Source organism: Halovalidus salilacus (genome assembly GCF_031852275.1).
Classification (GTDB): domain Archaea; phylum Halobacteriota; class Halobacteria; order Halobacteriales; family Natrialbaceae; genus Halovalidus; species Halovalidus salilacus.
In genome coordinates this window covers 4,022,464-4,048,247 of sequence record NZ_CP134700.1, presented here as the reverse complement: position 1 = coordinate 4,048,247, position 25,784 = coordinate 4,022,464, and the positions used below count along the sequence as shown (strand labels likewise).

General features: G+C 61.8%; 23 protein-coding genes. 8 read left to right on the top strand and 15 right to left on the bottom strand.

Annotated elements, in window-relative coordinates:
- Positions 1-517: 517 nt before the first annotated feature.
- The 5 genes from RJT68_RS19910 to RJT68_RS19890 all read right to left on the bottom strand — a co-directional run bounded on the left by RJT68_RS19910 (position 518) and on the right by RJT68_RS19890 (position 5,630).
- Positions 518-1,231 (bottom strand): ABC transporter ATP-binding protein, encoded by a 714-nt coding sequence (locus RJT68_RS19910; protein ID WP_407038256.1) that lies wholly within the window; start codon positions 1,229-1,231, stop codon positions 518-520.
- Positions 1,228-2,016 (bottom strand): ABC transporter ATP-binding protein, encoded by a 789-nt coding sequence (locus tag RJT68_RS19905; RefSeq protein WP_407038255.1) that lies wholly within the window; start codon positions 2,014-2,016, stop codon positions 1,228-1,230. The genes RJT68_RS19910 and RJT68_RS19905 overlap by 4 nt, the downstream gene beginning before the upstream one ends.
- On the bottom strand, positions 2,013-3,188 hold the full coding sequence (locus RJT68_RS19900; protein WP_407038254.1) for a branched-chain amino acid ABC transporter permease: 1,176 nt from the start codon (positions 3,186-3,188) through the stop codon (positions 2,013-2,015). The genes RJT68_RS19905 and RJT68_RS19900 overlap by 4 nt, the downstream gene beginning before the upstream one ends.
- 2 nt (positions 3,189-3,190) lie before the next feature.
- On the bottom strand, positions 3,191-4,054 hold the full coding sequence (locus RJT68_RS19895) for a branched-chain amino acid ABC transporter permease (RefSeq protein ID WP_407038253.1): 864 nt from the start codon (positions 4,052-4,054) through the stop codon (positions 3,191-3,193).
- Between the two features lie 256 nt (positions 4,055-4,310).
- On the bottom strand, positions 4,311-5,630 hold the full coding sequence (locus tag RJT68_RS19890; RefSeq protein WP_407038252.1) for an ABC transporter substrate-binding protein: 1,320 nt from the start codon (positions 5,628-5,630) through the stop codon (positions 4,311-4,313).
- Positions 5,631-5,791: 161 nt separating this feature from the next.
- On the opposite strand from RJT68_RS19890, the gene RJT68_RS19885 reads away from it, so the two are divergent.
- Positions 5,792-6,577, top strand: a complete 786-nt coding sequence (locus tag RJT68_RS19885) for an SDR family NAD(P)-dependent oxidoreductase (RefSeq protein WP_407038251.1) — start codon at positions 5,792-5,794, stop codon at positions 6,575-6,577.
- A gap of 239 nt (positions 6,578-6,816) precedes the next feature.
- Positions 6,817-7,776, top strand: a complete 960-nt coding sequence (locus RJT68_RS19880) for an MBL fold metallo-hydrolase (protein ID WP_407038250.1) — start codon at positions 6,817-6,819, stop codon at positions 7,774-7,776.
- Positions 7,777-7,876: 100 nt separating this feature from the next.
- On the opposite strand, the gene RJT68_RS19875 is transcribed toward RJT68_RS19880, so the two are convergent.
- Positions 7,877-9,013: a lipoate--protein ligase family protein gene (locus RJT68_RS19875; protein ID WP_407038249.1), complete on the bottom strand. Its 1,137-nt coding sequence runs from the start codon at positions 9,011-9,013 to the stop codon at positions 7,877-7,879.
- A 54-nt stretch (positions 9,014-9,067) separates the two neighbouring features.
- Between RJT68_RS19875 and RJT68_RS19870 the strand changes: the two genes are divergently transcribed.
- Together RJT68_RS19870 and RJT68_RS19865 are read left to right on the top strand one after the other, a co-directional pair.
- Complete coding sequence (locus RJT68_RS19870) at positions 9,068-9,685, top strand: FAD-binding protein (protein WP_407038248.1); 618 nt, start codon at positions 9,068-9,070, stop codon at positions 9,683-9,685.
- Between the two features lie 47 nt (positions 9,686-9,732).
- A complete protein-coding gene (locus tag RJT68_RS19865) occupies positions 9,733-9,930 on the top strand; it encodes an FAD-binding protein (RefSeq protein WP_407038247.1) in 198 nt (65 codons plus the stop codon).
- A 135-nt stretch (positions 9,931-10,065) separates the two neighbouring features.
- Here RJT68_RS19865 and RJT68_RS19860 read toward each other — a convergent pair whose 3' ends face one another.
- Together RJT68_RS19860 and RJT68_RS19855 are read right to left on the bottom strand one after the other, a co-directional pair.
- Entirely contained in the window at positions 10,066-11,730 is a 1,665-nt protein-coding gene (locus RJT68_RS19860; protein WP_407038246.1) for an acyl-CoA synthetase, read from the bottom strand.
- A 180-nt stretch (positions 11,731-11,910) separates the two neighbouring features.
- Complete coding sequence (locus RJT68_RS19855) at positions 11,911-12,318, bottom strand: nuclear transport factor 2 family protein (RefSeq protein ID WP_407038245.1); 408 nt, start codon at positions 12,316-12,318, stop codon at positions 11,911-11,913.
- Positions 12,319-12,514: 196 nt separating this feature from the next.
- On the opposite strand from RJT68_RS19855, the gene RJT68_RS19850 reads away from it, so the two are divergent.
- Entirely contained in the window at positions 12,515-14,170 is a 1,656-nt protein-coding gene (locus RJT68_RS19850; RefSeq protein WP_407038244.1) for an FAD-dependent oxidoreductase, read from the top strand.
- Positions 14,171-14,401: 231 nt separating this feature from the next.
- On the opposite strand, the gene RJT68_RS19845 is transcribed toward RJT68_RS19850, so the two are convergent.
- A complete protein-coding gene (locus RJT68_RS19845; RefSeq protein ID WP_407038243.1) occupies positions 14,402-14,848 on the bottom strand; it encodes a CoxG family protein in 447 nt (148 codons plus the stop codon).
- Between the two features lie 325 nt (positions 14,849-15,173).
- A complete protein-coding gene (locus RJT68_RS19840) occupies positions 15,174-16,349 on the bottom strand; it encodes an acyl-CoA dehydrogenase family protein (protein WP_407038242.1) in 1,176 nt (391 codons plus the stop codon).
- Between the two features lie 247 nt (positions 16,350-16,596).
- Between RJT68_RS19840 and RJT68_RS19835 the strand changes: the two genes are divergently transcribed.
- The 3 genes from RJT68_RS19835 to RJT68_RS19825 all read left to right on the top strand — a co-directional run bounded on the left by RJT68_RS19835 (position 16,597) and on the right by RJT68_RS19825 (position 21,189).
- Positions 16,597-17,559 carry an MBL fold metallo-hydrolase gene (locus RJT68_RS19835; protein WP_407038241.1) on the top strand — a complete coding sequence of 321 codons (963 nt, stop codon included), beginning with the start codon at positions 16,597-16,599 and terminating at the stop codon, positions 17,557-17,559.
- 289 nt (positions 17,560-17,848) lie between these two features.
- Positions 17,849-19,018 carry a hypothetical protein gene (locus RJT68_RS19830; RefSeq protein WP_407038240.1) on the top strand — a complete coding sequence of 390 codons (1,170 nt, stop codon included), beginning with the start codon at positions 17,849-17,851 and terminating at the stop codon, positions 19,016-19,018.
- A gap of 218 nt (positions 19,019-19,236) precedes the next feature.
- On the top strand, positions 19,237-21,189 hold the full coding sequence (locus RJT68_RS19825) for a 3-hydroxyacyl-CoA dehydrogenase/enoyl-CoA hydratase family protein (RefSeq protein ID WP_407038239.1): 1,953 nt from the start codon (positions 19,237-19,239) through the stop codon (positions 21,187-21,189).
- Between the two features lie 147 nt (positions 21,190-21,336).
- Here RJT68_RS19825 and RJT68_RS19820 read toward each other — a convergent pair whose 3' ends face one another.
- Genes RJT68_RS19820 through RJT68_RS19800 form a run of 5 tightly spaced genes read right to left on the bottom strand, consistent with a single transcriptional unit; the run spans position 21,337 to position 25,684 of the window.
- Positions 21,337-21,564 (bottom strand): hypothetical protein, encoded by a 228-nt coding sequence (locus tag RJT68_RS19820; protein WP_407038238.1) that lies wholly within the window; start codon positions 21,562-21,564, stop codon positions 21,337-21,339.
- 60 nt (positions 21,565-21,624) lie between these two features.
- Complete coding sequence (locus tag RJT68_RS19815; RefSeq protein WP_407038237.1) at positions 21,625-22,989, bottom strand: phenylacetate--CoA ligase family protein; 1,365 nt, start codon at positions 22,987-22,989, stop codon at positions 21,625-21,627.
- A gap of 19 nt (positions 22,990-23,008) precedes the next feature.
- On the bottom strand, positions 23,009-24,841 hold the full coding sequence (locus RJT68_RS19810) for an AMP-binding protein (RefSeq protein WP_407038236.1): 1,833 nt from the start codon (positions 24,839-24,841) through the stop codon (positions 23,009-23,011).
- Positions 24,783-25,217, bottom strand: a complete 435-nt coding sequence (locus tag RJT68_RS19805) for a MaoC family dehydratase (RefSeq protein ID WP_407038235.1) — start codon at positions 25,215-25,217, stop codon at positions 24,783-24,785. The genes RJT68_RS19810 and RJT68_RS19805 overlap by 59 nt, the downstream gene beginning before the upstream one ends.
- A complete protein-coding gene (locus tag RJT68_RS19800; RefSeq protein ID WP_407038234.1) occupies positions 25,214-25,684 on the bottom strand; it encodes an FAS1-like dehydratase domain-containing protein in 471 nt (156 codons plus the stop codon). The genes RJT68_RS19805 and RJT68_RS19800 overlap by 4 nt, the downstream gene beginning before the upstream one ends.
- Positions 25,685-25,784: the final 100 nt, after the last annotated feature.

Here is a 25,784-nt window from a genome sequence, read left to right as displayed (position 1 = left end):
AGCACGGCCGAAGTTCGATTCCGTGAAGTGTACTGACTTTACTACAGATTCAGTCTCCTGCTTTTAGAACAGTTGTCTCTGCCCTGTATTTATTAGCACTTTTAATTGGCACTGTCGTAGTCCAAAGAATTTGAGAAGCGAGGAAGTTATGACTAGACGTTTTTATATAACTCACGGCCACGTTGGACAACGGGTATTCGTTCATAAAACCGACCAAAAAAGCAGAGAGTAAGTTGTGCACAGCAACGACGTCGCCGATCAAACGCTGTTTCCGAAAGCAGACTCCTGGTACATGGATGACGTACCCAGGAAAGGGAGTATATTCCTGAACTACCCCGGGGGCATTGCTGCTCACAACGAAAAATTAGATGAAGTAGTTTAATACAAGCCTTATAGTTTAGGATTTATAGCCTCTCGAATCGACGATCGCAGATTGAGTCACGACGGCGAACGGCGCTCTGGAATACTCGAACCGGCGGGGTAATGCACGAGAGGAGTTCGACCGGATCGTCGATGACTACGTCCCCACGTAGGTCTCGCGGATATAGTCGTCGCCTTTCATCTCCGCAGCGACGCCCGTCTTGTTGACGGTCCCGTTCTCCAGGAGGTAGATCCGATCGGCGTGGTCAAGCGCGAAGCTGACGTTTTGCTCGGCAAGTAGCACCGTAACACCCTGATCGACGATCGCGTTGAGTGCATCGCTGATGTCTTCGACGATGACGGGCGCGAGTCCGATTGTCGGCTCGTCGAGGACGAGGAGGGTCGGATCACCCATCAGCGAGCGGCCGATCGCGAGCATCTGCTGTTCCCCGCCGGACATCGTTCTCGCCTCCTGATCCGCTCGTTCTTCAAGCCGAGGGAAGAGGTCGTAGACGAACTCCCGGCTCCCCTCGAGCGCATCCCGGTTGTGGAACGCGCCGAGTTCCAGGTTCTCCGCGACGGTCATGAACGGAAACAGGTCACGCTTTTCCGTGCAATAGATCATCCCGTTTTCGACCAGCGAACTCTGCTCGACCGTCTCGACTTCCTCGCCGCGGTACATCACCGTCCCCTCGTACGGAAGGAAGCCACTGATCGTGTCCGCGAAAGTCGTCTTGCCGGCGCCGTTCGGGCCGATGATCGAGACGATTTCCCCCGAGTCGACGTGGATGTCGACGTTGCGAAGGGCCTGTACCTTCCCGTAGGCGACCGACAGCGAGGATGCCTCCAGCAGCGGCGCGTTCACGGTCATATCCCCTCACCCCCCAGGTAGGCTTCCTGAACCTTCTTGTCTGACTGAATTTCTTCCGGAGATCCTTCGGCGATCTTCGAGCCGAAGTTGATCACGACGCCGCGGTCGATGAGTTCCATGAGTCCTCGCATGTTGTGGTCAATGATGATGAGCGTTAGTCCCTCCTCGCGAAGCTCCGAGAAGAGCGTCGAAAGCCGTTCGACCTCCGTCGCCGACAAGCCGGCAAATGGTTCGTCGATTAGGAGAAGGTCCGGATCCGTCGCGATCGCCCTGGCGATTTCGAGGCGGATCATACCGGCGTGAGGCAACTCGTCGGGCGTCTTGTGAATGTCATCACCGAGGCCGACCCGCTCGCACACCGCTCGCGCTTCGTCTTCGGTCCCGCCGAAGATGCCGTCGAAAGTGAAGAGCTTGTCAGACACCTTCGACAGCTCGACGTTCGCGAGGACATCCCGGTCTTCCAACGGTCGGAAGGTTTGGAACGTCCGAGCGATGCCAGCTCTGGCGACCCTGTGCGCCGGTTCGCCCGTGATGTCCTCGCCGTCGAATCGAACCGTCCCGCGCGTCGGTTTGTATGTGCCGAAAATGCAGTTGAACGTCGTCGATTTCCCGGCGCCGTTCGGCCCGATCACGCCGAGAATTTCCTGTTCGTGAACCTCAAACGAGAGGTTGTTTACGGCGGTTAGTCCGCCGAACTTCTTCGTCAGACAGTCTACTTCCAAGATCAGTTTACCCTCAACGCTGTTCGTTTCGTCCACATCAGCCGCGTTGATCTCACGGCTCATCGTGTCTCACCCTGATTATCGGCGGTTCGTTCTTTATTCGATCGATCGCCTGTAGCTTCCGGGTGGCTGGGGTCCGTTCGATCGTCGGGCGTCGGACCGCCGTCGGTTGCGACCTCCGGGTCACCTACTTGGCGCCGCTCTAGCAAGCGCTGGCCGCGCTTCTGAACCCACGGAACGAGTCCCTGGGCGAGGAACATGAGCAGTGCGAGTAGTAGGAGGAAGAACAGGACGTCGTTGATATCGCTGACGCTAACATCAAGTACCGGAATGGTCCAGCTGATGTCGCTCAGCCACTCGCGCACCCAGAAGATCGTCATGCCGCCGACAACCGCTCCGGTGATCGTTCCAAGACCGCCGAGGATGCTCGCGAGCAGGACGTCAATTATTACCACAAGGGAGAGCAACTGGCTCGGTGAGGCGCTGCCGGCCGGCGTGTGGACGAACACGGCGCCCGCAAGTCCGCCCATCATCGCGCTCATGACGAATGCGTATACCTTGTACTTGTCCGGGTTGATCCCAACGGACGCGACTGCATCTTCGCTCTCTTTGATCGCGGTGAATATCGTCCCCGTGTCCGAGCGGGTGATGACCCATGCGAGCAGGAAAATGAAGAGGAACAGCCCAAACGCTAGATAGTAGTTGACCCAGGCCGTCATGGCGAAGCTGTCCATCTCAATCAAGTTCTCGGCACCGATAAGACCCGTACTGCCGCCGGTCGTGTCTTTAAACAGGCGAAACAGCCGTTCCATGATCAGCGGCGGAAGCAGCGTCATTAGCGCAAGATAGTGTCCTTCGATATTACGCGCTGGCAGCCCATACAGGAGACCAGCGACCGCTGCCAAAATTACTCCGGCGATGATTCCGAGGGCGGGGTGAACCCCGTAGTGGACGTTGAGGATCGCAGCCGTGTACCCGCCTACGGCGAAGAACAGCGTGTGGCCGAAACTCATGAGGCCGGTGTACCCCGAAACGAAGTCCCAGCTAATTACGAACATTACGAAGAATAACGAGTAGGTGAGCAACAGGATCGTCGTCGTCCCGAGTACGCCGGGGATGAGTGCGAGGAACACCAGAAAACCCGCAGCAAGATAGTAACTCGGTGGAACGCGCTTGAGCCGGCCGATACTGCCTTCTGATTCGTCACTGCCCTTCGTGTGTGCGTTTTCAGCCATGGTTATTCCTCACCCGGTCGGCCGTACAGGCCATGGGGTTTAACTAATAGTACGATCAGCAACACTGCGAGCGCAATGACGCCGGTCAATCGGGCGTCGATCACCGTCGTCGTAATCGTCTCGAGGCTACCGACGATGTACGCGCCGACGACGCTCCCTTTAATTGAACCGATTCCACCGATGATCACGATCGCGAACGCGATCAGTAACGGATCTAGTCCCATGTCGAAGGTCACGCCCTGACGGATCCCGAAAAACAGACCGGCGAGACCGGCGAGAGCACCCGCGATCGCATACGTGTACGTCGTCGTCCGTTCGTGGTCAATGCCGACGAGTGCAGCACCGCGTTTCGTCTGACTCATCGCCTTAATCCCCCGGCCCGTCCAGGTACGGTTTACGAGCAGGAGGAGAGCGATGATAAGGATCCAGGACAGGACGAACATGATTATCTCGTTGTTCTGGATACCAACTGAACCGACGTGCGTTCGCCCGTCGATGAGTCCTGGAATCAAATGTGTCGACGATCCTGCCAGGGATCGAAACGTGTATTCGGTCAGGAGTAACAGCGCGAGCGTGACGATCACGACGAGAATTTCGTCGTGTTCGACACGCTTGACGAACATCTTGTACACGAGGACGCTAAAGGCGGCGCCGAGTACCACAGCCGCCATCCCCCCGGTCCAGGAATCCAGTTCCATTACCCTGGTCGTGTAGTACGCCGTGAATCCTCCGACGATGATGGCCGCACCGTGGGCGATGTTTAGAATATCGGCAACTCCGAATATCATGGTAAAGCCGACAGCGATGAGCGCGTAGAACGCGCTCAGGACGGTCGCATTGGTAGCTAGTTGCAGTACATCGACCATGTTTGTAGGTGTCTCACACTCGACTTAGTATTTTCGGTCACCGAGGTATCGAATTTGGTACCTTCGAGAGTCTGAAGACGCCGTCGGAGATCATCACCGACGCTTTGCATTCTGGGCGCATCGAGAACCGCTCGTTCGGCTCAACCGGACGACTAACGGTCCAACCTCTGCTCGAAGGGGCGACCGCCATCGATGCGGTGACGATGCCTCGAGCGGCGACGATTCGACTGAAATCGGACAAAACGACGATTGCGGTCTAGAACCAGGGTGGGTCCTGCAGTTCGCCCGTTTTGACAGCGTCGGGCCACAGCCCGACCTGTTGCCCTTCGCCGTCTACTTCCTGCCACTGCATGATCGGCGGCTGGACGCCGTCGTCACCGAAGACGGGGTCGTGTGGGAACTCCCCGTCCTGCTCTTGGAAGGAGAGCATTCCTGTCGTCGCCTCAAACTCGACATCCTGTTCAAGCACCGGGATTAGCTCGTCTGAGTTGGTCGTTTCCGCAGTTTCGACGGCCTCCTTCCAGGCCATGACCGAATCGTACATCGTGTACCCCTGTGCGTGTTGGGGTACGTGACCGTGCATCTCCTCGTGAGCGGCGATCATCTCACCGGTTCGCTCGGTTGGTTCGACCCCGGGTGCGCCTCCACCGACATACGACCAGACGCCTTCGACGACCCCGTCAGTGTTCTCCCACTGGGCCGGTTCGCCGGCGTGGACGTCGGCTCCACCGTAGTGGAAGTCCGGCTGGCGCTGGGCCCATTCCGCCGTGAGACCAGCGCCTGCCTGAGAGACGAACGCGAACAACATGTCGATGTCGGCGTCCTCTGCCTGGTCCAGGATCGGTGCGAAGTCGGAGGTATCGACGGAGAAGGACTGCTCGAACTCGACTTCCACGAAGTCGGGTGCGTTATCGAGAGCAGTCGGCTTGATCGTGTTGGTGAATCCTTCGATGTCCTCAACGGCGACCCCGATTCGTTCGAATCCCCAGTCCTCCCACTTGGCGTCCATTACGGCTGCCAGATTCCGGCCGTAGTGAACGCCGTTGTACATCGCCCGGAACATGTATTTGGACTGGTCGTAGTTGTTCCGGATTTGATCGTTGATCGCCGTGTCGGCGACCCCGGCGAAGATGTGCAGCGTCTCGTGTTTTGGAATCTCTTCGGCGACAGCCAGGCCTTCCTCCGAGCCGAACAGCCCGACCGTCGCGTCGACTTGCTCGTCAAGCACGAGTTCGCGGTACTTGGATCGGGACGTGGCCGGGTCAAGCTCGGTGTCTTTGACGATCAGATCAACCTCCTGATCGAGAAGACCCGCGTCGTCGTTGATCTGCTGGACCGCCAACTCGGCGGCCTCCTGATGGGCCGTCCCGCCAGCGAAGTCACCCGGCATTGCGACCAGTGCACCGAGTGTTATTCCGTCGCCATCGCCGCCATCGCCGCCGGTACCACCGATACACCCGGCACCACCGGCAGCTAACGCCCCTGCGCCGGTTGCTTTCAGAAACCGCCGTCGGTTGAACGTTTCTATTGCTCGCCTAGCTCCCACTACCCCTGGAGAGTTGCCATCATTTGGCATGGAGGTAGGCTACGCACGCCAATATTTAAACCTTTCCCAGGCGTTGATGTATTTCTCGGGGAGGTAGGCATTCGATGACGGAATCACCACGTGATCAGCATGAGCGCCGGAGTTACTACCAAAGAGTTACTGTGGATGCCCCAGATAGAGTCGCAGTACCAATGACCAGCCAGTTCAGCGTCGCTGGACAAACCGCCGTTATCACTGGGGGTTCCAGCGGGATCGGGCGGACGATCGCCGAACAGTTTGCGACCCAGGGAGCGAACGTCGTATTGTGCTCTCGTGAGGCTTCCCGGGCCGCTGAGGCCGCCAACGGAATACGCGAGACCACCTCTTACGGGGCTGTCCGGTCCGTCGAGTGTGACGTTCGCGACCGGGACGCCGTGACTTCACTGGCCGAGACGGCGGTAGACTCATTCGGTGGGGTCGACATCCTCGTGAACAATGCGGGGGCCAACTTCTTCTTGGAGTTCGCGGACATCTCGCCAAACGGCTGGCGGACGATCGTCGACGTGAATCTCATCGGGACGGTCAACTGCACACAACTGATTGGTGAGGAGATGCGTGAGTCTGGTGGTGGCTCGATCGTCAACTTCTCGAGTTTCGTCACGCAGTACCCATCGCCACAGCAGAGCCACTACGGCGCGGCGAAAGCGGCAGTCTCGCACCTCACGAAGTCGGTCGCCCAGGAGTGGGCGGCCGACGATGTTCGCGTTAACGCGGTCGCCCCCGGCGTCGTGCTCACGCCAGGGGTCGACCACGTCCTCGACGAGCCGGTCGACGGGATCGCCAGCCGGGAGACCGTCGACCGAACGATCGGCCACCCCGAGGAAATCGCCGACATTGTCCAGTTCCTCGCGAGTCCGGCGGCCTCCTACCTCACCGGCGAAGTGCTTACTCCCCAGGGCGTCCCCCAACCGGTAAACCTTGAGGATCGGTTTCCCTGAGGCAGATCGACGTGAGGCCCATCGTACGTGAGGATAAACCGCAGAGTAGGTGAGACCAGATCGATAATTACAAACGGGCGAATCAGGGATATCATTCGAACGATTTTAGGACTTTGTCCGTCGAACGGGCGATATCGGCGGTCTACCAATGGGGTGCCCCCTCGACGAAATCACGTCGCGGTAGGGCCCTCGACCTCAACCACCACAGCAATTATACGAGTGGCTATCGAGTCGGTGACATGGATCAAGTCGACCGACTTGAGATCCCGACCCCGTTTCACATCGGACGGGTGAACGGCTACCTGTTCGACGGGGACGGGCTGACGCTGATCGATCCTGGACCGGCGACCGACGAGGCCTACGAGGCGTTGACCGCCCAGTTCGAGAAACGAGGGTACACGGTCGAGGACGTGGATCGCGTCCTCATCACACACCCACATATGGATCACTTCGGTCTCGCTTCGAGAATTCGGGAGCGTTCGGAGGCGACGGTGTACGCCCACCATGAAGCCGTCGAGATGCTGGCAGACCCGGACGCTCACCTCAAGCGCGAGCAGGCGGTCTTCGAGCCGTACTTCGCCCGAATGGGTGTTCCCACGTCGACCGTAGGGACCGTCGTGTCACTGCCGACGTCGTTCGTCGATTTCCAGGAGCCGATCACTGTCGACGAGCCGATCGGCGACGGTGACCGCCTCGACGTCGGGTCCGACCTCAATATCCTCCACACGCCCGGCCACTGCCCTGGATCGGTCTGCTACATCGATTGGACGAACGACGTTGCCTACACCGGCGACCACGTCATGGCCGGAATTTCCCCGAATCCGCTGCTCACGATCGTTCCTGGGACAAGCGACGAGCGGACGCGAAGCCTCCCGACGTACCTCGACTCGCTCGCTCGGCTCCGCAAGACCGGGATCGGGGGCGCCCGCGGAGGCCACCGTGGGCCGGTGACCGATCTGCCGGCGCGGATCGACGAGATCATCGACCACCACCAGTCGCGGAAACGTCGGATCGCATCGATTCTCGAGGCCGAGGGACGAGCGACTGCCTACGATCTCATGAACGAACTCTTCCCGGACCTCCCCGTGACCGAAGTGTTCCCCGGTATGTCGGAGATCATCGGACACCTCGACCTGCTCGAAGACGAGGGTGCGGTCGTCAGAACCGGCGAGGAGACCTGGTACTACGAGCCCACCTAACGGATCGAAACTGCACCTCGCCGGCGAGTTGGCCGAAAACAGGTGGCCGCCGTGTGCAACGAGATACAACGACGGACGAGCCGCACGAACAACCGGCGGATTACTCCCGCGAGAACTCGGAAGCGGGAACGAGATTGTCCCGTGCACGGCGTAGCGGCTGGACGAAGTCCTCTGGAGGAAGCCACGGTATCTCGACGTCCTCCTGCTGGTAGACCGACTCGACGGCCGCCCGGAGGGCGTCGTCGTCCGCCAGCTCCGTGCCGGCCACCGCCTCGTTGAGTCGGTCGATCGTGTCGAAGCCCGGCCGGTGGTACATGTCTCCGGTGAACTGCATCCGATCGATCGTCCCATCCGCGTTGACGCAGACGCTCGCCTTGATCAGCTTGCGGCCCTTGTAGGCCACCTCCGCCACGCGATCATCCGGACCGGCACTTTCGATCAGTTCGGTCGTCGAGTAGTGCTCGAACCATTCGCTGTCGCCGAACGCCTGTCGGTGTGACTCGACCGCCGCCTCCTCTTCCTCCGTGAACGACCCGGGTTCAGGTGTCCCGCCGGCGATGTCGGCCAGGCGCTCGGTCGCGGCGTCGAGAACGGCCGCCAGTTCGAGGTCGGGGGCGACCTCGGTGACGGAGGTCATCCGGCCCTCGACGCTGTCGGTCTCTTTGTCTTCGAACTTCTCCTTGGGCAGGCGCATCACGTCGTTGATGATTTCGAACTCGTCGGGACCGTAACTCCGGTAGATGACGTTCGCGAAGACGCCCCAGACGCCGTCCTGGTAACCCGCGCCGGAGACGCCGATCTTCAAGAGTTGGCCGTCGTCTTCCGGGACGAGTTCGACGTCGCCGCCGTCGCGGTAGGTGGCGTTTTCGACGCCGGCGTCGCGAAGGGCGCCCGCCATCGCCTCGCCGGCGAGGTCGATGTACTCGGCCATGGTGTGCTCGCCGCGGTCGGGGAAGAAGGCGTACAACACCGGCGTGTGATCCTGGCGGAAGAAGCCGGTCCCGCCGCTGACGTTGTATCGGCGTCCGTAGGAGACCCCGTGGGCCTCCGCGCGGTCGCGGTCGATGAGCGCGGCGTCTTCGACCGGACCGAGTTCGAGGAACAGGTCGTCGTCGAAGGTCCACTGCATGACCGTCGGCTCCGACTCGCCGCCCGAGATGCCGTCGATCAGCGTCCGTTCGATCGCCGGGTAGGTGTCCGCAGCGACGGTCGCCTCTAGTGTGCGTATCTGTGGCATTATGTTACGCTCATTCTAACCGTTCCCGCCATGACGAGATAAAATCACTGGTGGATGATCGTCTCGGAAGGCGTGGCGAACTTCCTCAACGGCCCGCTCACAGCCCCAGCGAGTCCCCCGTATAACGAGGGCGATGGGATCGAGATGGGTGCCGAACTCGGGGCGAAACTCGGCAACATGTTGCGGACGTTCTGGTTCCCGACCCACACGGTTCCGAGCGAAACGTGGGAGGATGGGACGCAGCTCCACCGAATCGCTAACAGTCGTCAACTCCCCGGCGCGATCGTCGTCAACGCGCGGGGCGAGCGGTTCGCAGACAAGACGACGAACTACTCGGACTTCGGCAAGACCCTCCACGACTTCGACCCCAAGGCGTTCGAGTATAAGAACTTGCCGGCGTTCGAGATCATGGACCACGGCTTCCGAAAGAGGTACGCGATCGAGGGGCAGGTGCTCCCGGAGGACGACCTTCCCGAGTGGGTCGCGAAGGGCGAGACGATCGAGGAACTCGCCGAGACGTTGGGTATCGACGCCGACGGACTCAGGAGGACGATCGAAACGCACAATGAAAACGTCCGTGATGGCGAGGACTCCGTAATGGGAGCGGAGGCACACCCTACGCGAACAAGAAGGGTGATCCGGGGGCCGACCATCCCAACCTCGCTCCGCTGAACGAACCCCCGTACTACGGTCTGGAGATTAAACCGGGAACTATCGGAATGAAAGGTGGCCTGGTGACCACCGTCGACGCGGCAGTCCTCGATTACGACGACAAGCCGATCCCCAACCTCTCCGCGGCCTCGAACAGCGCGGCCCACATCATGGGAATCGGCTACGCCGGCGGCGGTGCGACGATCGGCCCGAACATCGTCTACGGGTTCATCGCCGGGCAGAACGCAGCCGGACGGGACCGGTAGCTGGTCCGAACGGAGCCCATTTGCGGGTCACCGCGACCGGTGAGGAACCCGTCAAAACCCACGCCATGGCGGGCGGCATCCTGGATGCGGTTCGGTGGCCCCCTTGTCGAGATGACGGCGCTCGTCGAGCGGCGTCTAGGCATCTCCTTCCCACTCTCGTAGTTTCGAGCGCTTGAGCTTACCCGATACCCGGGTCGTCGGGAGTTCGTCTATGAACTCGATGTAGCGGGGGTACTCGTACGGGGCGAGCCGATCCTTGATGAAGTGCTGAAGAGTTTCGGCGAGGTCGTCGGACGGCGAGTAGCTGTCCGCGGCGACGATGAACGCCTTCGGCACCTTCCCGCGGGTCTCGTCGTCGACGCCGATCACGCCGGCGTCGGCGACCGCTTCGTGGGTCGCGAGCGTCTCTTCTAGTTCCTCCGGGCTGACGCGGTAGCCCGAACAGATGATGACGTCGTCCTTCCGACCCTGAAAGGACACGTAGCCGTCCTCGTCTTTCTTCCCGAGGTCTTCGGTCAGGAGCCATCCGTCCACGAACTTCTCCTCGGTGAGCTCGGGTTTGTTCCAGTAGCCGTTGAAGATGACTGGGTTCTCCTCGTGTTTGACGGCGATCTCACCCACCTCGCCGGGTCCGAGAGGTTCCGCGGTTTCGGTGTCGACCACGTCGACCTCGTGACCGGGGACCGGCTTGCCCATCATGCCCTCTTTGCTCTCGAGGACGGCACCGCACTCGCCGATCGTGAGCAGGGCTTCGCTCTGCCCGTAGGCCTCATTGACGGTACAATTGCCGAAGAGATCGTCGGCCCAGTCGATGATGCTCTGGCCGACCGCTTCGCCTCCGGTCGGGATCGTCCGAACCGAGTCGACGTCGTAGGTGTCGGCGTCCTCGACCTGCATCATCATTCGGATGACCGTCGGCGGAGCGAACCAATTCGTCACGTCGTAGCGCTCGATGAGTTCGAGTTCGACCTCCGGATCGTACCGGCCGTCGTAGGCGACGAGCGTCCCCCCGTAGAACAGCGTCGCGGTGCTGACGAAAAAGACCATCCAGCCCCAGCCCGCCGGCGTCCGCCACGTCGTGTCCTCGTCGAGTTCGAGGTTGCAATGGATCGTTAGGTAGCCGGGCAGACATCCGATCAGTAGCCGGTGGGGCGTCCTGACCCCCTTCGGATCGCCGGTCGTACCGCTCGTGAAGACGATGACGGCGTCTTCGTCCGGATCGGTTTCGACCACGTCGAACGTCTCGGATTCGTCCTCGATGATCGACCACAGGGACAGTTCGCCGTCTTCGAGCGTTTCCTCGTCGTCCATCGCCACCGTGTTCTCGAGAGACGGAAGGTCGGAACGGGCATCCCGGATCGTCTCGAGGTTGTCCCCGCCCACGACGCAGATCGCCGCCCCGCTGTCGCCGACGCGATAGGCCATCGCGTCCGGACCGAACTGCGGCGCCAAGGGGACGCTGATCGCGCCGAGCTTCCAGGCGGCGAGGTTCACGAGGAGCGTCTCGACGCGCTGGGGTGCGGCGAGCGCGACCCGGTCACCCCGCTCGACGCCTAGGTTCGCGAAGGCATTCGCGAGCTGGTTCGACAACGTGGCGAGTTCGGCGTAGGTGTAGGACGTTCGACTGCCGTCAGTTGGCTCGGCATGGAGCGCGATCCGTCCATCGTCGTCCGCCCAGCGGTCGCAAACGTACCTTGCGAGGTTGAACGTTTCAGGTAACTCCCAGGAGAACGAGTCGTAGAGTTCCTCGTAGCTGTCCCACTCCTGCTCGTGGAGGCGGTAAGCGTCTTCCCAACTCATAGACGAAGAGGGACCGGCAATTATGATAAATGTTGGGTAATGACGTACACGTTCCTAATTAGGCGTCGATCAGCCGGACGAATTCGCGACCGAGACCGCACTGCAGTTCACGCACGCTATCCCAGCAGTGAGACCACCGTGACCGGTGGGCCTCGTCGAACGCGGCTGACGGCCGCGAGATCACTCGGAAACCGACTCGGGCGCGACGGTGTACCGCGAGATGAGGTCGTCGGTCATCTCGACCCAGCCGATGAAGCCAGCGGTATCGCCTTCCGGACCGACCACTTCGGCCCTGAATCCGCCGCGGCCGTCTTCGTAGACAATGTCGCGAACCTTGTGTTCGATCCCGACGACCTGCATCTCGTCGACACGAGCGTCGAGAAACGCGCGGAGCTCCTCGCGGCCGTCGAGCGAGTCGGTCTCTCGACTCGTGTGTCCGTCGTGTTCCCAGACTTGCATGTGCGTCCAGTCGACGTCGGGGTGCATCGCGGACGCCGCCGTACCGGCGTCGCCCGCGTCGACGGCGTCGAAGTAGGTTCCTTGCAGCAGTTCGTGAAGGTCGTCGCTATCTTTGATTTGCGTGACCATACTCCACAGTCTGCCGGAGGCGAGTAATAGATTCGGGTGCCCGGACCGACTCTATGGCGACAAGTCGATCAGGGAAAACGTGGTGGCGAGAACGGGGTACCAGTTGCGACGACTGTGGACGAACGATGTAGGGCTATTACTGCACCCATCAGTAGTAGTCGAAATCTACTTTGGAACGGAACGTACACCGGTGACTATGCGCAAAGCATCTGCAACCGACTGGGACCGTTCGGTTGACACCGTCGTCGTCGGCTCGGGTGGATCCGGACTCACTGCTGCTCTGGCCGCCGCTGACGCTGGCGCCGAAACACTCGTCCTCGAAAAGGCCGAGGTCCTCGGCGGGACGACCGCCGTCTCCGGCGGGGCCGTCTGGATCCCGAACAGCCGACCGGTTGTCGAGGCGATCGGCGAGAACCCGCCAGAGGACGTCCAGAACTACATCAGACAGATCGCCGGCGGTCGCGTTCCCGACGAGATGATCCGCCAGTTCGTCGAACGCGGTCCCAAGGTCGTGGACCGACTCGAAGAGGAGACGCCACTGGAGTTCGCGTTCGCCCATTACCCCGACTACCACCCCCAGTTCCGAGGAGGGCGGGACGAGGGTCAAAGTATCGTCCCGAAACTATACGACGGGAATCGCCTCGGCGACCGACTCGACGACGTGCGGGACAACCCCCAAACGCCGATCCCGACCACGATCGGCGAGATGATGACCTCCGGCGGGATGGCGAAGTTCCCCGTGGTCGCCGATTGGGAGGAACTCGCCGAGCGGATGGAGAACAATCAGATCGGCACCGGCCAGGCCCTGATCGCCGGCCTCTACGAGACCTGTCTCGACCGCGGAGTCGACTTCGAAACCGATGCACCCGCCGAAGAACTTGTCGTCGACGACGACGCGGTCGTCGGTCTCGTCGCCGAGGTCGGCGGCGAAGAAACCGCCATCGAAGCGGAGAGTGTCGTCATCGCCGCCGGCGGCATGGAGTGGGACGAGGAACTGTGCGAGCACTTCCTCGCCGGTCCGATGGACGCTCCGACGAGCGTGCCCCAGAACGAGGGCGACGGCATCAAGATGGGCATGGAGATCGGCGCCAAGCTCGGCAATATGAACGAAGCCTGGTGGTGTCCCGCCGGCCACGTCCCCGGCGAAAGCTGGGAAGATGGCTCGCCGCTCAACCGCATCCTCTTGGCCGAGCGAACTCTCCCCGCGACGCTCATGGTCAACGCCGACGGTGAACGGTTCTGCAACGAATCGGGCAATTACGTCGATCTCGGGAAACGATTCCGGATCTTCGACCCCCACGACTACGAATACGAGAATCTGCCAGCGTACGTCATCTTTGATCAGTCTGCCCGAGAACGGTACGCCATGCTGACCGTGATGCCCCACCAAGACGATCCTGAGTGGCTGGTATCGGGTGAAACCCTCGAGGAACTCGCGGAGAAGAAGGGCATCGATCCCCAAGGCCTGCGCGAGACCGTCAAGCGATTCAACGAGCACGCCCGCGAGGGCGAGGATCCGGACTTCCACCGCGGCCAGAGCGGGCACGATCGCGAAACGGGTGACGCGGACGCCGACCACCCTAACCTCGCGCCGCTGAACGAGCCGCCGTTTTACGCCATTGACGTGCAGGCCGGTTCGCTCGGGACGAAAGGCGGCCTGGTGACGACGCCGGAGGGAGCGGTCGTCGACGTGAATGACGAGGAGATCCCCGGCCTCTACGCGGCCTCGAACGGGACCTCCCACGTGATGGGCATCGGCTACGCCGGCGGTGGCGGCACCCTCGGCCCGAACGTCGTCTTCGGCTATCTCGCCGGCGAGTCCGCCGCCGAGCGGGCGACCGACATAGCCTGATCGGCGAACATCTACAGAACCGGCCGATTCCCTTGCAATCGGAACGACGGCTGAATACCCAGGTCGACACTGACCTGGAACGGGAACGAGACCGAAACGGAAACTGGACTGGTGCGCGCCGCAGCCACCGCCCGAACTGCTCGTCAAGACGCTGGTGTTCGGTCCGGTAGACGGGCAACCGAAATGGACGGGACGGTCGACTCGACTCGCGATCAAGTATGGAAATTCGATTCAGTTCGTCTGGGATGGGATCTCGGCGTCCTTGATGTTTTCGACGAACTCATCGCTCACCTTGTTGAGAGCCTTGTCGATGACCTTGTTCAGGAACGGCGCCATCCGGCCGCTGGCCTCGCTCTCGACGTGGAGATGTATCTCCGTTACGTCGTCACTGTTGGATTCGAAGCGGACCGAGCCCTCGCCGTCGGCCGGCTGGTCCCGCGGGTCGAGGACGAACGACGCCTTCGGGTACTCTTCTTCGAGAACCTCGACGTCGAAGGTGAGCTGTTTCGAAAACATCGAGAGGTCGATCTCGACCGTCCACTCCGAGCGGACGTCGTCGATCTCCTCGTAGTCTACGAGGCCCGGTAGGTACGAAGCGAAGTTTTCCATGTCGGTCAGGTACTCCCAGCTCGCTTCCGGCGGTGCGTCGATGGTGAATGGTTCGTCGATTTCTGGCATGGTCTCTGTTCGAGTCGGAGTCGATCGGATGGGATCACGGTCCGCGCACGGCGGCTGGCCGAGCGGCCGAAGATCCCACATCGATCCGTCGTAACAGGTATATTCCGATCGAGTCGTATCAATGTTTCCTCTGGTGGCTGGACCGGGCGTTGAGGCGGCGCAAGGGCAGTGCGGCAGGAGTACATCACAGCCCGCCGGGGGTGACAGAAAGATTCAACCTCGGCGCGGCGACGTCGTCTCGGTCCTGGTCGAGACCGTGAATTCGATCGAGCGAACACGGTAAAGGTGTAGAGGTCCGTCGAGAACGAGATCGAGTGGCCGTGAATCAGTTACCGTACGAACGCGGAAGGCCGAGAACGTGCTGCCCGATGTGGTTGAGGATCATCTCCTCGGAGACGGGGCCGGTACGCTGGTGACGGGCGACGCCCCAGCAGGCGGCGATACCCATCTCCTGGCTGGCGGACATCCCGCCGTGAACCGACATCGAGGCCTCGGCGGCCTCCCAGCCAGCCTGGGCGGCGAGGTACTTCGCGATGTTGGCGGTCTCGCCGACGTCCTCGGCGCCGTTGTCGTACTTCCAGGCGGCCTTGCGGAGCTGCGTCCGTGCGGATTCGATCTTGGTGTGGGCCTCCGCCAGCGGGTGCTGGATCGCCTGGTGAGCGCCGATTGGTTCGGACCACACCTCGCGATCTTTGGCGTACTGGACGCCCCGGTCCAGCGCCTCTTTGCCGGCTCCCCAGCCCGAGATCGCCGCGGTTACGCGTTCGACGTTGAGCATGCCGAACACTTGGTAGAGGCCGTTCCCGACCTCGCCGAGCACCTGGTCCTCGTGAACGTGCAGGTCCTCGATGAACAGGTCGTAGGTCGGTTCCGTGTAGTACATGTCGAGGGGGATCTCGCTGTACTCGATGGCGGGATCGTTCGGATCGACGATGAACATCGTGAGTCCGTCAAAGCGGTTGTCGACCTCGTCGTAGGGCGTCGTCCGCGCGATCAGTAGCAGGTGGTCGGCGAACTCCATCCCCGAGATCCACTGCTTCCGGCCGTTGATGACGAACTCGTCGCCGTCTTTCTCCGCGAACGTCGAGATACGCGCGGAGTTCAGTCCCGCGTCGGGCTCGGTCATCCCGAGCGCCCAGACCGCCCCGTCCTCGGCGATCTCCGGGATGTACCGCTCTTTTTGCTCCACGGTCCCGTTCTCGACGAGCGAGATGCCGCCGAAGACCGTACTCATTGTGAACCGAAACGTCGTCTCCCAGCAGTGTTCATCGCAGAGCGCCTCCAGGACGATCACGGTGTCAAGCAGGTTGAGCCCCTGCCCTCCGTACTCGACCGGCAACGGCGCTCCGAACCAGCCCCCCTTGGCGAGGTCGTCGAAGATTTCGGTCGGCTGACGGCCGGTCTCGTGGACCTCCTGCCAGTAGTCGACGCCATATTGGGAGGCGATGTCTTTCACGCCACGCTTCATCAGTTTGTGATCCTCCGAAAGCTCAAAGTCCATACGGATAAGATACGGGTTTCGTTTCCAGCAGTATAGGGTTGTCGTTCTCAAGGTGATCGATCTAATTGGATCCTCACGAAACTGCTCCGCAACCAGTACGACTGTCTATCGGCCGCTTTGAGCGGATACACGAGCCGTCCGACGCGTCACTCTTCCACGAGCCCCTCGACGCTGAAAACGACTCCACACTGACACGAAGTAGACACCGAAACGGGTTTTCCGTTTCGTTTCGGAAGATAACGTACCAATGGAGGTCTCCCGCATCCAGTTACCGACGCCGTTCGAGTTTGAAACCGTGAACGTCTACCTGCTCGTGGCAGACGAACTGACGCTGATCGACACCGGCCTCAACTCACCGGCCTCGAAGGACGGGTTGCGGCAGGGACTGTCGGCAGTGGGGGTCGACGTCGCCGACATCGACCGAGTGCTCGTCACACACCCCCACATGGACCACTTCGGTTTGGCCCGGTGGATCGCCGATCGATCAGGGGCCGAGGTCTACGCCCACGAGGACGCGACGTCGATGCTCGCCGACCTCGACGGGTATTTCCAGCGGGAACTGACCCACCTCGTACCGTTTCTTGAGTCGATGGGTGTCCCACCCGATGTCGCCAGGCGGATGGTCGTCGAACCCGAAAACGACTATACGGGGCTTTGGGAGGACGTTCGGCCGGACGTGACGCTGACCAGCGGGGACGTGGTCGACGTGGGGACCGAGTTGACCGTCCTCGAGACCCCAGGTCATTCCCCCGCATCCATCTCGTTTCTCGACCGCGAGGGGGAGAGGGCGTTCGTCGGCGACCACGTCGACGGTCCGTACGTTCCCACGCCTCTCGTCTGTCTCCAGCCCGATGCGAACGGCGAGCGAACGCGGAGCCTCCCGGCATACCTCGACGCCCTCGAACGGATACGGTTGTTCGACGAAGCGACGTTTCACCCCGGTCACGGAGCGACGATCGAAGATCCGGCCGGCCGGATCGACGAGATCGTCGAGACGGTGCGCTCGGGCGTTCGGAAGGCCGCCGGCGTGCTACGGTCGAACGGACCGCTCACCGCCTACGAACTCCACGTAGAGCTGTTCGACGACCACCGCGCCATGGATACGATCGCGACGCAGTCGATCGCGATCGGCTACCTCGATGTGCTCGAAGACGAGGGTCGCGTGACGGTCGATCGGCAGAACGAACCCGTCATCTACAACCTCGGCTGAACCAGCTGATGCCAGCTGGCGATGGACATCGCCGCCGGTAGACGGCTCCTCGGATGCCGGTTCATGCACCGATCTGTGGGCACGCTGGCTGGGTCATCCGGAAGCGCGACGGTCGATCCGAACGCCTGAGAGCGTAGCTATCGACGTGACGTCGCGAATTGACGACCACGAGAGAGGTGACAGGGCCAATTTCGATCAGATGGGCCGGTTCGCGGAACTCACGAGACGCCGGATGGTTTGTCTATGGGGCACAAGAAGGTTTATTGCGGCCGGTGAGCGTATCTGTGTCATGGTCAGGAAGCTATTCATCGACGAGCCCACTATCGGTAACTGGGCGGCGCTCGACGAGGCGATGGCCGAGGAGTATTACGAAGGGACGTTCGAGCCGACGGTCGCGGTCCTCGACTGGCCGGAAGAGCCCGGATCGATCAGTATCGGCGCACACGAGGACGGCGACATGATGAAAGCCGACGTCGCGAGAGACATGGCCTTTCACGTCAGCCGGCGGTACGGGTACGGCGGTTCCGTCGGCGTCTACGGGCCGAGCATCGCGCTGTTCACGCTGTGGTTCGACGCGGGCGACCGAGAGATTTCGCTCGACTCGCTGTCGCGAACGAGCGGCGAAGCGATCGTCGAGGGCGTCGAAGCGTACGGCGTCAACGCTGTCTACGACCACATCGGCGACGTCAAGTACGTCATCGACGACAAGCAGTTCAAGGCGGTCGCCAACGCCCCCGTCCAGTTCCACGGGACGGGCCTGTGGGCGATCACGGTCAGCGTCATCTGGGGCGAACTGCCGGAGGGAGTCGGCGAGGTGCTCGACGCCGCCGTCCGAGTTCCCCCGGAGAAGTTCGAGGACAAAGACGAGAAGACCGTCACCGGCCGGATGAAGCCGCTCTCGCAGCAGTTCGACCAGTTCGGTGAGGAGGTGAGCAAGACGGAATTCCTGGAGGAACTCATCGAACGGAACGTCGATGCGATCCTCGACGAACCGGCGGCGGTCGAGGAGGTCTCGCCGGATTCGGTCCGAGACTACATCGAGGCAACGACACCATTCTACGAGAGCGACACCTGGGTGAACCGCAGGGCGACCTCTCGGATGTGCCGTAAGCAGCCCGCCGACGCCACGGTCGGCGTCGCCGCGTACAAATCGCGCAAGCTCATCAAGGCCAGCCTAATCCTCGACGGCGACACGATCGAGGATGCGCTCATCACCGGCGACTTCTTCGTCCGGCCCCACCCGACGGTGACGAATAACGGCGCACCGCAGCTACTCGACGACGCGATCCGCGGTGTCGACGTCTCCGACCGCGATGCGCTCCTCGAGGCCGTCTCCGCCGTCTTCGATCGCCCGGACTTCGAGATGCCAAAGGTGAGTCCGGAGGACATCGTCGCCACAATCGTCCACGCGGGGGAAAACACCATGTCGGTCCAAGAGTACCTCCGCGAGCACGCCTGAGCGAGCCGAACGACGACGGCCATCGCGTGGCGTGGACGGACGCCGCGGGTGTCGCTCCCACCGGATTCGATTTTCGACCGATCGACGACAACTGAGGTCGGCAGGCGACTGCGACGCAAACGACGGCACCGACGACTGAACCGGTGATCAACGTCGCGACACTCGACTTCCAGGCCAAACCCTGAAGATTGACGTACGTTCGGAGAAAGGGGGGGGATATGGCATCGAAAGCGATCGATACCGTCAGTGTTCTCGGCGCAGGGAGTATGGGACACGGCATCGCCCAGGTGACTGCGATGGCCGGCTACGACGTCACGCTGCGCGACGTCGAACGGAAGTACGTTGACCGGGGCTACGAACAGATCGAGTGGAGCCTCAAGAAGCTCGTCGAAAGCGGCCGCATCGAGAAGACGGTCGCCGAGGAGACGCTCGACCGCATCGAACCGGTCGTCGAGATGGACGCCGCCGTCGCCGACGCCGACCTCGTCATCGAGGCGGTCCCGGAGCGAATGGAGATCAAGGAGGAAGTGTACGCCGAACTAGAGCGACACGCCCCGGACGAGGTGATCTTCGCTTCGAACACCTCGAGCCTCTCAATCACCGAACTCGCGGCCAACACCGAGCGGCCGACGCAGGTTTGCGGACTGCACTTTTTCAATCCGCCGGTGCGGATGGAACTCGTCGAGGTCATAATGGGCGAAGCGACCGATACGGAGACCCGCCAGACGGCGATCGAATTCGTCGAGTCCATCGGGAAGACGCCCGTGCTCGTCTCGAAGGACGAGCCGGGGTTCGTCGTCAACCGCATCCTCGTCCCGCTGTTAAACGAGGCGACGTGGCTCGTCCACGAGGACGATTCGACGATCCACGAGGTGGACGCCAGCACGACTGAAGAGCTCGGGTTACCGATGGGACCGTTCGAACTCGCTGACCAGATCGGCGTGGACGTGATCCTTGACGTCCTCGAACACCTCCACGACGTGCTCGGCGACGCCTACGAGCCGAGCCCGCTCCTGATCGAACAGGTCGAGTCTGGTGATGTCGGCAAGAAGTCGGGAACGGGGTTCTACGACTACGACGACGACGGCGCCGACTACCCGGCGGAGGCGGCCGACAAGTCTATCGCTCGCCGGCTCACCGCGGTCATGGCCAACGAAGCTGCGAAGCTCGTCGGCGGCGACGTCGCCGACCCGGACACGATCGATCAGGCCGTCGAACTTGGCGGCGGTTTCCCGATCGGTCCGATCGCTCTCGCGGACGGCTACGGTGTCGACACGCTCAAAGCGGTGCTCGAGACCGCCCTGACATCGAGCGGGCACGCCCGCTATGCCCCAGCCGCCTACCTCCGCGAGCGGGCGGCGGTCGGTACGTTCCGCGACGGCGGGGACTTCGAGACGATCGCGATCGAACGACCGACTGACCGCGTCGCCCACATCGTGATCGACCGACCCGACCGGCTGAACACGATCAGTCCGACCGTACTCAAGGAACTCGACGCGGCGATCGACCGCGTTGAGGCGAGCGACGCCCGCGCGCTGGTCGTTTCTGGTCGGGGCGGCCGGGCGTTCTCCGCAGGTGCGCAGGTCGACGCGGTCGTCGACACCGACGCTCCGCAGGCGGATACGATCGAGACGGCACGGTTGGGCCAGCGCGTCTTCGGCCGCCTCGAGTCGATGACGCTGCCGGTAGTCGCGGCGATCGACGGCCACTGCCTGGGCGGCGGGATGGAACTGGCGACCTGCGCCGACATTCGCGTCGCAAGCGCGTCCAGCGGCTTCGGACAGCCTGAGCACAACCTCGGCCTGTTGCCCGGCTGGGGCGGTACCCAGCGATTGCAGTGGTTGATCGGCGCAAGCCGTGCGAAAAAGATCATCTTCACCGCCGAGATCGTCGACGCCGAGACCATGGTTGAGTACGGCTTCGTCAACGAGCTGGTCGACGACGATGCGGCGGTCGTCGACCGCGCCGTGGAACTGGCCGACGAGATCGCCGCGAAGGCCCCGGTCGCCCAGGCGTTCACCAAGACTGCGATGGACCTCGGCCGCCACAACGTCGAGGCCGGCCTAGAACTGGAGGCTCAGGCGTTCGGCGCGCTCACGTCGACGGACGACGTAATCGAGGGACTGGCCGCGTTCAAAGACGATCGCGACCCCGAGTTTCGGGGTCGGTAACGGCTGACAATGGCGTGAGGTCCGTGAACGGAACCCCGGCCGATCGACGTCGATCGGCCGAATTCGGTTCTCCACCGAACGTCGGGATCGACGAGATACGAATTGGTGTCGGAGTGCTTCGACCGGAACGCGGCCGTCTCGACTCGGTCATTCGGTGGTCGAGATGTAGTAGTAGTCGTCGAACTTAATGACGATCTCCGCCGGCGGCGATCCGATCGCCAGTGAATCGGCGGGCTCGTGGACGTGTTCGTGGAGGAGCTCCATCAGATGATCACGTTCGCGGTCCGTGAGTTCGTCGACGTGACGGACGGTCGTCTCCGCTGTGATCAGATTCGGATCGATACGAGTGACGGTCGGCTTCGCGTCGGTTTTCATCAGTTTTGGTGTTCGTTTTTCATCGGTTTCAGCGTCCGTGTGTGAGGTGGATCACGTCGTTCAGTACCGGTTGTCGACGACTGTCGGGCCTTCCTCGAGTTCGTCGACGAACTCGATGTGGTCGGGCTGGATCTGTAGCTGTCCGGTGAGCGCTTCGCGGAGTTCCTCCCGGTCGGCTTCCCCTTCGACAATGACGGTGAGTTCGTCGGTGTTGCCGTCGCGGTCGATCTCGATCCGGTGACTCATCGAGAGTTCTGGGAAGCCGGCGAGTACGAGCGCGACGCCCTCGGGGTAGAGCTTGATACCCTTCACCTTGTGGCGCTCGTCGGTACGCCCGAAGACGCCGCGGGGCATCGTTACGGTCGCGCCGCAGTGATCGCAAGTGGACTCGTCGAGGACACTGAGGTCGCCCGTGCGGTAGCGGACGAGTGGGGTTCCCTCGCGATCGAGGTGCGTGAGGACGACCTCGCCGCGTTCACCCGGTTCGAGGACCTCACCGGTCTCCGGATCGATGATCTCGACAAGCATGTAGTCGTCGACGACGTGGAGCCCTGCTTCACCGGCGCACTCGAGTGAAACTGGCCAGGCCTGGCGGAGGCCGAAGACGTCGACCGCGCACTCCAGGTCACCGAAAGCCTCGTGGACCTTCTCTCGCCGACCCGGGATGCTGGTAAACGGTTCACCACCGCCGAGGAATATGTCGAGCGAATCACCGCCGTGTTCGGCGATCTCGAGGGCGAAACTCGGGTTCCCCCAGAGCACATCGACGTCGAAGTCGTCGATGAGCTGGGCAGTCTCTTCGGAGTCGCCCGGTCCCGAAGGGATCACCTCACAGCCGTACTCCTCCAGCGTGCGGTGCAGCAGGAACCCGGTGCCGAAGCCGTGGTACCCGAACGCGATGACCGCTCGGTCGCCGGGTTCGATTTCCAGGCGCTCGAAGACGGTCTCGTGCATCACACTGAGCTGCTCGAGGTCGTACGGCGTCTCGTATACCGGCAGTTGCTGGTCTTTCGCCGGCGTGAACGAGATCATCGAACCCTCGACGTGGAGCGATCCCTCAGGACCGTTCTCCTCGAGGTCCGTGAGCAGGTCGTCCGTCGTCGTGAAAGGGAGATCACGGAAATCCTCCCAGGACTCGACCGCCGTCGGGTCGACGTCGGCGTCGGCATAGTGCTCCTCATAGAGGTCGATCGACGCGATTCGGTCGAGCTGGTTTTGGAGCTGTTCGAGCGTCTCGTCGGGGTATAGGTCGTACAGCGTCATGACTGGGGTGACACGGGGTCGATCGAACCCGATCGGGGATGGTGAATTGGTATCACGAGTCGGTGTCGATATGTGATTGGTCGACCGGCCATATAAACGCTCGGACGGGTGCGTGAGGTCACTCGGCGACCAGCAGCGAAGGAGAAGATACCCATGAGTCAACGTCGAAGGGAGCGCCGGACTATTTCTTGGTGATGGTGACGTCCGACTCCATCCGATCCCAGGTGTCCGCGGAGTTGCCCCACTCGCGCAACTTGGCCTTCTGGATCTTCTCGTTCTCGGTCGTCGGCAACTCGTCGATGAATTCGAGGAACCGCGGGATCATGAAGTACGGCATGCGGTCATCACACCACTCAATGAGTTCCCGGGGCGTTACGGATTTATCCTCCTTGGTGACTACCCAGGCTTTGACCTCGTCCTCGCCGCCTTCCTCGGGAGCGTCCTCACCGACGACGGCGCAGGCGTCGACCGCAGGGTGGTCGAGGATCGGCTGTTCGACCTCGTAGGTCGAGATATTCTCGCCGCGCCGGCGCAGCGTGTCACCCATACGATCGACGAAGTAGAACCAGCCGTCCTCGTCGCGGCGCAGCCCATCTCCGGTGTGGAACCAGCCGTTTCGCAGCGCGTCCACGGTCTTCTCGGGCATGCCGAGATAGCCGGGCGTCATGATCCACGGAATCTTCGGCCGAATCGCGTACTCCCCCATCTCACCGATATCGACGGGCTGGTCGGTCTCCGGGTCGACTAGCTGCACGTCGAAGTACTCCGAGAGAAGCAATCCGGCGGCGCCCTCGGGACGTTCGACGCCGTAGGGAGCCATGACCGGCATGCAGGTCTCGGTCGTGCCGATCACCTCGGTCGTGTATTCGATACCGTATCGCTCCTCGAAGTCCTCCTGAATGCCGTACGCGGTGGGTGCGGCGAACAGACAGCGCAGGTCGTTCTGATCGTCGATCTCTCGCTCGGGTTGCTGGTAGACGAAGTCCATCATCGACCCGAGGAAGTTACAGACGGTCGCACCGGTCTCATGGAGGCGGTCGACCCAGCGGGAGGCACTGAATTTTTCGAACAGGCAGAGCTTTGCACCGACGATCAGTGCCGGGAAGACGACGAGGACCTGCCCGTTGCTGTGAAAGAGCGGGTTTCCGGTCATGTAGACGTCGTCGTCGGTGAGTTGCGTCAGGTTCACACACTGCTCGGCGAAGAAGTACTGGTGGGAGTAGGTCTTCTGAATTGCCTTCGAGGGACCCGTCGTCCCCGAGGTCATGATGATCGAGGCGACGTCGTGATAGGCGATATCCGCGTCGGGATTCGACTCGTCGTCGGACTCGAGACTCCCGTAGGATCGGACGTCGAAATCGACGTCGATGTCCGTCTCCGGTTCACCGTCGTCGCTCAGGATCGCAATCGACTCCAGGCGGTCGAAGTCGTCTTCGATCTCTGCGACGCGCTCGACGTACTCCTCGGCGAAGAACCCGTACGTTGATTCGGAGATGTTCGCGACGTGGGCCAGCGTGTCGCGCTTGTAACTCGTGTTGACCGGCACTTCAACCGCCCCGAGTTTGCTCAAGGCGAACCAGATGTACAGGTACTCGAGGGAGTTCGGGGCCATGATGAGGACGTGATCGCCCTTCTCGATGCCCCACTCCTCGAGTCCGTTCGCGAGTCGGTTCACGATCTGATTTGTCTCGGCGAATGTCACGGTACGGTCGGTCGTCTCCCATTGCAGGAACGTCTCGTCGGCGCGCGCCTCGGCCTGGTGCTCGAGCACCCGTGGCAACAACCAGTCCTCCTGGTCCTCCCATTCGAGGTCGAAGCTGTCGTAGTCCTCGTATGTCTCCATCAGGTCATAAAATACGTCTATGATACATATAACCAACGCTCGTCGAGAGTCGAATCCGAGGAAGCGACCGGTGAAGAGCGCGATCAGTTCGATTTCGATCCGGCCGCCCGGATCAATCCGCGTCGATCCGGTCGAGCGGAACGGTCGCCTCCACCGTTCCGCCGACGGCAACGTCGCCCTCGTCGTTCTCGAGAGCGACGGCAAATGTGACGACGCCCTCACCGTTCTCCACGCGAGTCTCCTCGACCGTCGCGGTCGCCCTGACGGTCTGTCCGACGAATACCATGTCGTCGTACCTGACGTCGAACGATCGGACGTCCGTAGGCGATTCGAGGTCCGCCGTCACCGCCTGCAGGAGGTACGAAAGGTTCGCCGGACCCTGGTGGAGTAGGTCGGGGTAGCCCAGTTCGTCAGCACGTTTCGGATCGAAGTGTGGCGGGTACGGATCCTGTAAGATCGCCGCTAGTAGCTTCGTGTCCGATTCCTGTACCTCGTCGATCGTTCTTGGTGGAAGGGCGTCGCCTTCCGAGAGCGTCTCTCCGGTCATTGGCTCAGTAAGATGAGATCCGCTTCCATGTCGTATACTGGTTCGTCCGCGCTGTCGGTCACCTCGTAGTCAAACGTGATGATGCTGAGTTGCCCCGAAGAGCCGTCCTTCTGCTCGACCGAAGCGATCTCACCGCTCACCTGAAGCGGTTCGTTGACGATGATCGGCATGTACAAGTCCGTGCGGAGACCGCCCAGTGCGGCGCCTGACGCCCAATTATCGCTAACACGTCCGAGCGTCTCGTCGATTCCGCCGCTCGCCTCGAAGGCGATATGTTGACACAGCGACGGTGGGACGAGTTGTCCGTCGGCGCCGAGTTCCTCGCCCTGCTCGGGGTAGCGATACGCGTCCTCGTCGTTTCGCGTGGCGTCTGCCCAGAGGAATGCTTTCCAGCTCTCGACGGTGAACGTTCCGTCGGGCAACGGTTGGCCTTCCAGTTCGTCGATATCCATGCGGTTCGTTCGCATATACGAAGTTCACCTAATTAAACGATCGGTCGATCTGGCGAGACGAACGATCCGGCAAGCTACCGGAGAACCGCCACCTCGGGCCCACAACGTGCTCGTG

What these genes read in the sequence shown, in the direction of transcription:
- RJT68_RS19910 (WP_407038256.1), bottom strand. Translation starts at nt 1,231, where the DNA reads ATGACCGTGAACGCGCCGCTGCTGGAGGCATCCTCGCTGTCGGTCGCC.
- RJT68_RS19905 (WP_407038255.1), bottom strand. Translation starts at nt 2,016, where the DNA reads ATGAGCCGTGAGATCAACGCGGCTGATGTGGACGAAACGAACAGCGTT.
- RJT68_RS19900 (WP_407038254.1), bottom strand. Translation starts at nt 3,188, where the DNA reads ATGGCTGAAAACGCACACACGAAGGGCAGTGACGAATCAGAAGGCAGT.
- RJT68_RS19895 (WP_407038253.1), bottom strand. Translation starts at nt 4,054, where the DNA reads ATGGTCGATGTACTGCAACTAGCTACCAATGCGACCGTCCTGAGCGCG.
- RJT68_RS19890 (WP_407038252.1), bottom strand. Translation starts at nt 5,630, where the DNA reads ATGCCAAATGATGGCAACTCTCCAGGGGTAGTGGGAGCTAGGCGAGCA.
- RJT68_RS19885 (WP_407038251.1), top strand. Translation starts at nt 5,792, where the DNA reads ATGACCAGCCAGTTCAGCGTCGCTGGACAAACCGCCGTTATCACTGGG.
- RJT68_RS19880 (WP_407038250.1), top strand. Translation starts at nt 6,817, where the DNA reads ATGGATCAAGTCGACCGACTTGAGATCCCGACCCCGTTTCACATCGGA.
- RJT68_RS19875 (WP_407038249.1), bottom strand. Translation starts at nt 9,013, where the DNA reads ATGCCACAGATACGCACACTAGAGGCGACCGTCGCTGCGGACACCTAC.
- RJT68_RS19870 (WP_407038248.1), top strand. Translation starts at nt 9,068, where the DNA reads ATGATCGTCTCGGAAGGCGTGGCGAACTTCCTCAACGGCCCGCTCACA.
- RJT68_RS19865 (WP_407038247.1), top strand. Translation starts at nt 9,733, where the DNA reads ATGAAAGGTGGCCTGGTGACCACCGTCGACGCGGCAGTCCTCGATTAC.
- RJT68_RS19860 (WP_407038246.1), bottom strand. Translation starts at nt 11,730, where the DNA reads ATGAGTTGGGAAGACGCTTACCGCCTCCACGAGCAGGAGTGGGACAGC.
- RJT68_RS19855 (WP_407038245.1), bottom strand. Translation starts at nt 12,318, where the DNA reads ATGGTCACGCAAATCAAAGATAGCGACGACCTTCACGAACTGCTGCAA.
- RJT68_RS19850 (WP_407038244.1), top strand. Translation starts at nt 12,515, where the DNA reads ATGCGCAAAGCATCTGCAACCGACTGGGACCGTTCGGTTGACACCGTC.
- RJT68_RS19845 (WP_407038243.1), bottom strand. Translation starts at nt 14,848, where the DNA reads ATGCCAGAAATCGACGAACCATTCACCATCGACGCACCGCCGGAAGCG.
- RJT68_RS19840 (WP_407038242.1), bottom strand. Translation starts at nt 16,349, where the DNA reads ATGGACTTTGAGCTTTCGGAGGATCACAAACTGATGAAGCGTGGCGTG.
- RJT68_RS19835 (WP_407038241.1), top strand. Translation starts at nt 16,597, where the DNA reads ATGGAGGTCTCCCGCATCCAGTTACCGACGCCGTTCGAGTTTGAAACC.
- RJT68_RS19830 (WP_407038240.1), top strand. Translation starts at nt 17,849, where the DNA reads ATGGTCAGGAAGCTATTCATCGACGAGCCCACTATCGGTAACTGGGCG.
- RJT68_RS19825 (WP_407038239.1), top strand. Translation starts at nt 19,237, where the DNA reads ATGGCATCGAAAGCGATCGATACCGTCAGTGTTCTCGGCGCAGGGAGT.
- RJT68_RS19820 (WP_407038238.1), bottom strand. Translation starts at nt 21,564, where the DNA reads ATGAAAACCGACGCGAAGCCGACCGTCACTCGTATCGATCCGAATCTG.
- RJT68_RS19805 (WP_407038235.1), bottom strand. Translation starts at nt 25,217, where the DNA reads ATGACCGGAGAGACGCTCTCGGAAGGCGACGCCCTTCCACCAAGAACG.
- RJT68_RS19800 (WP_407038234.1), bottom strand. Translation starts at nt 25,684, where the DNA reads ATGCGAACGAACCGCATGGATATCGACGAACTGGAAGGCCAACCGTTG.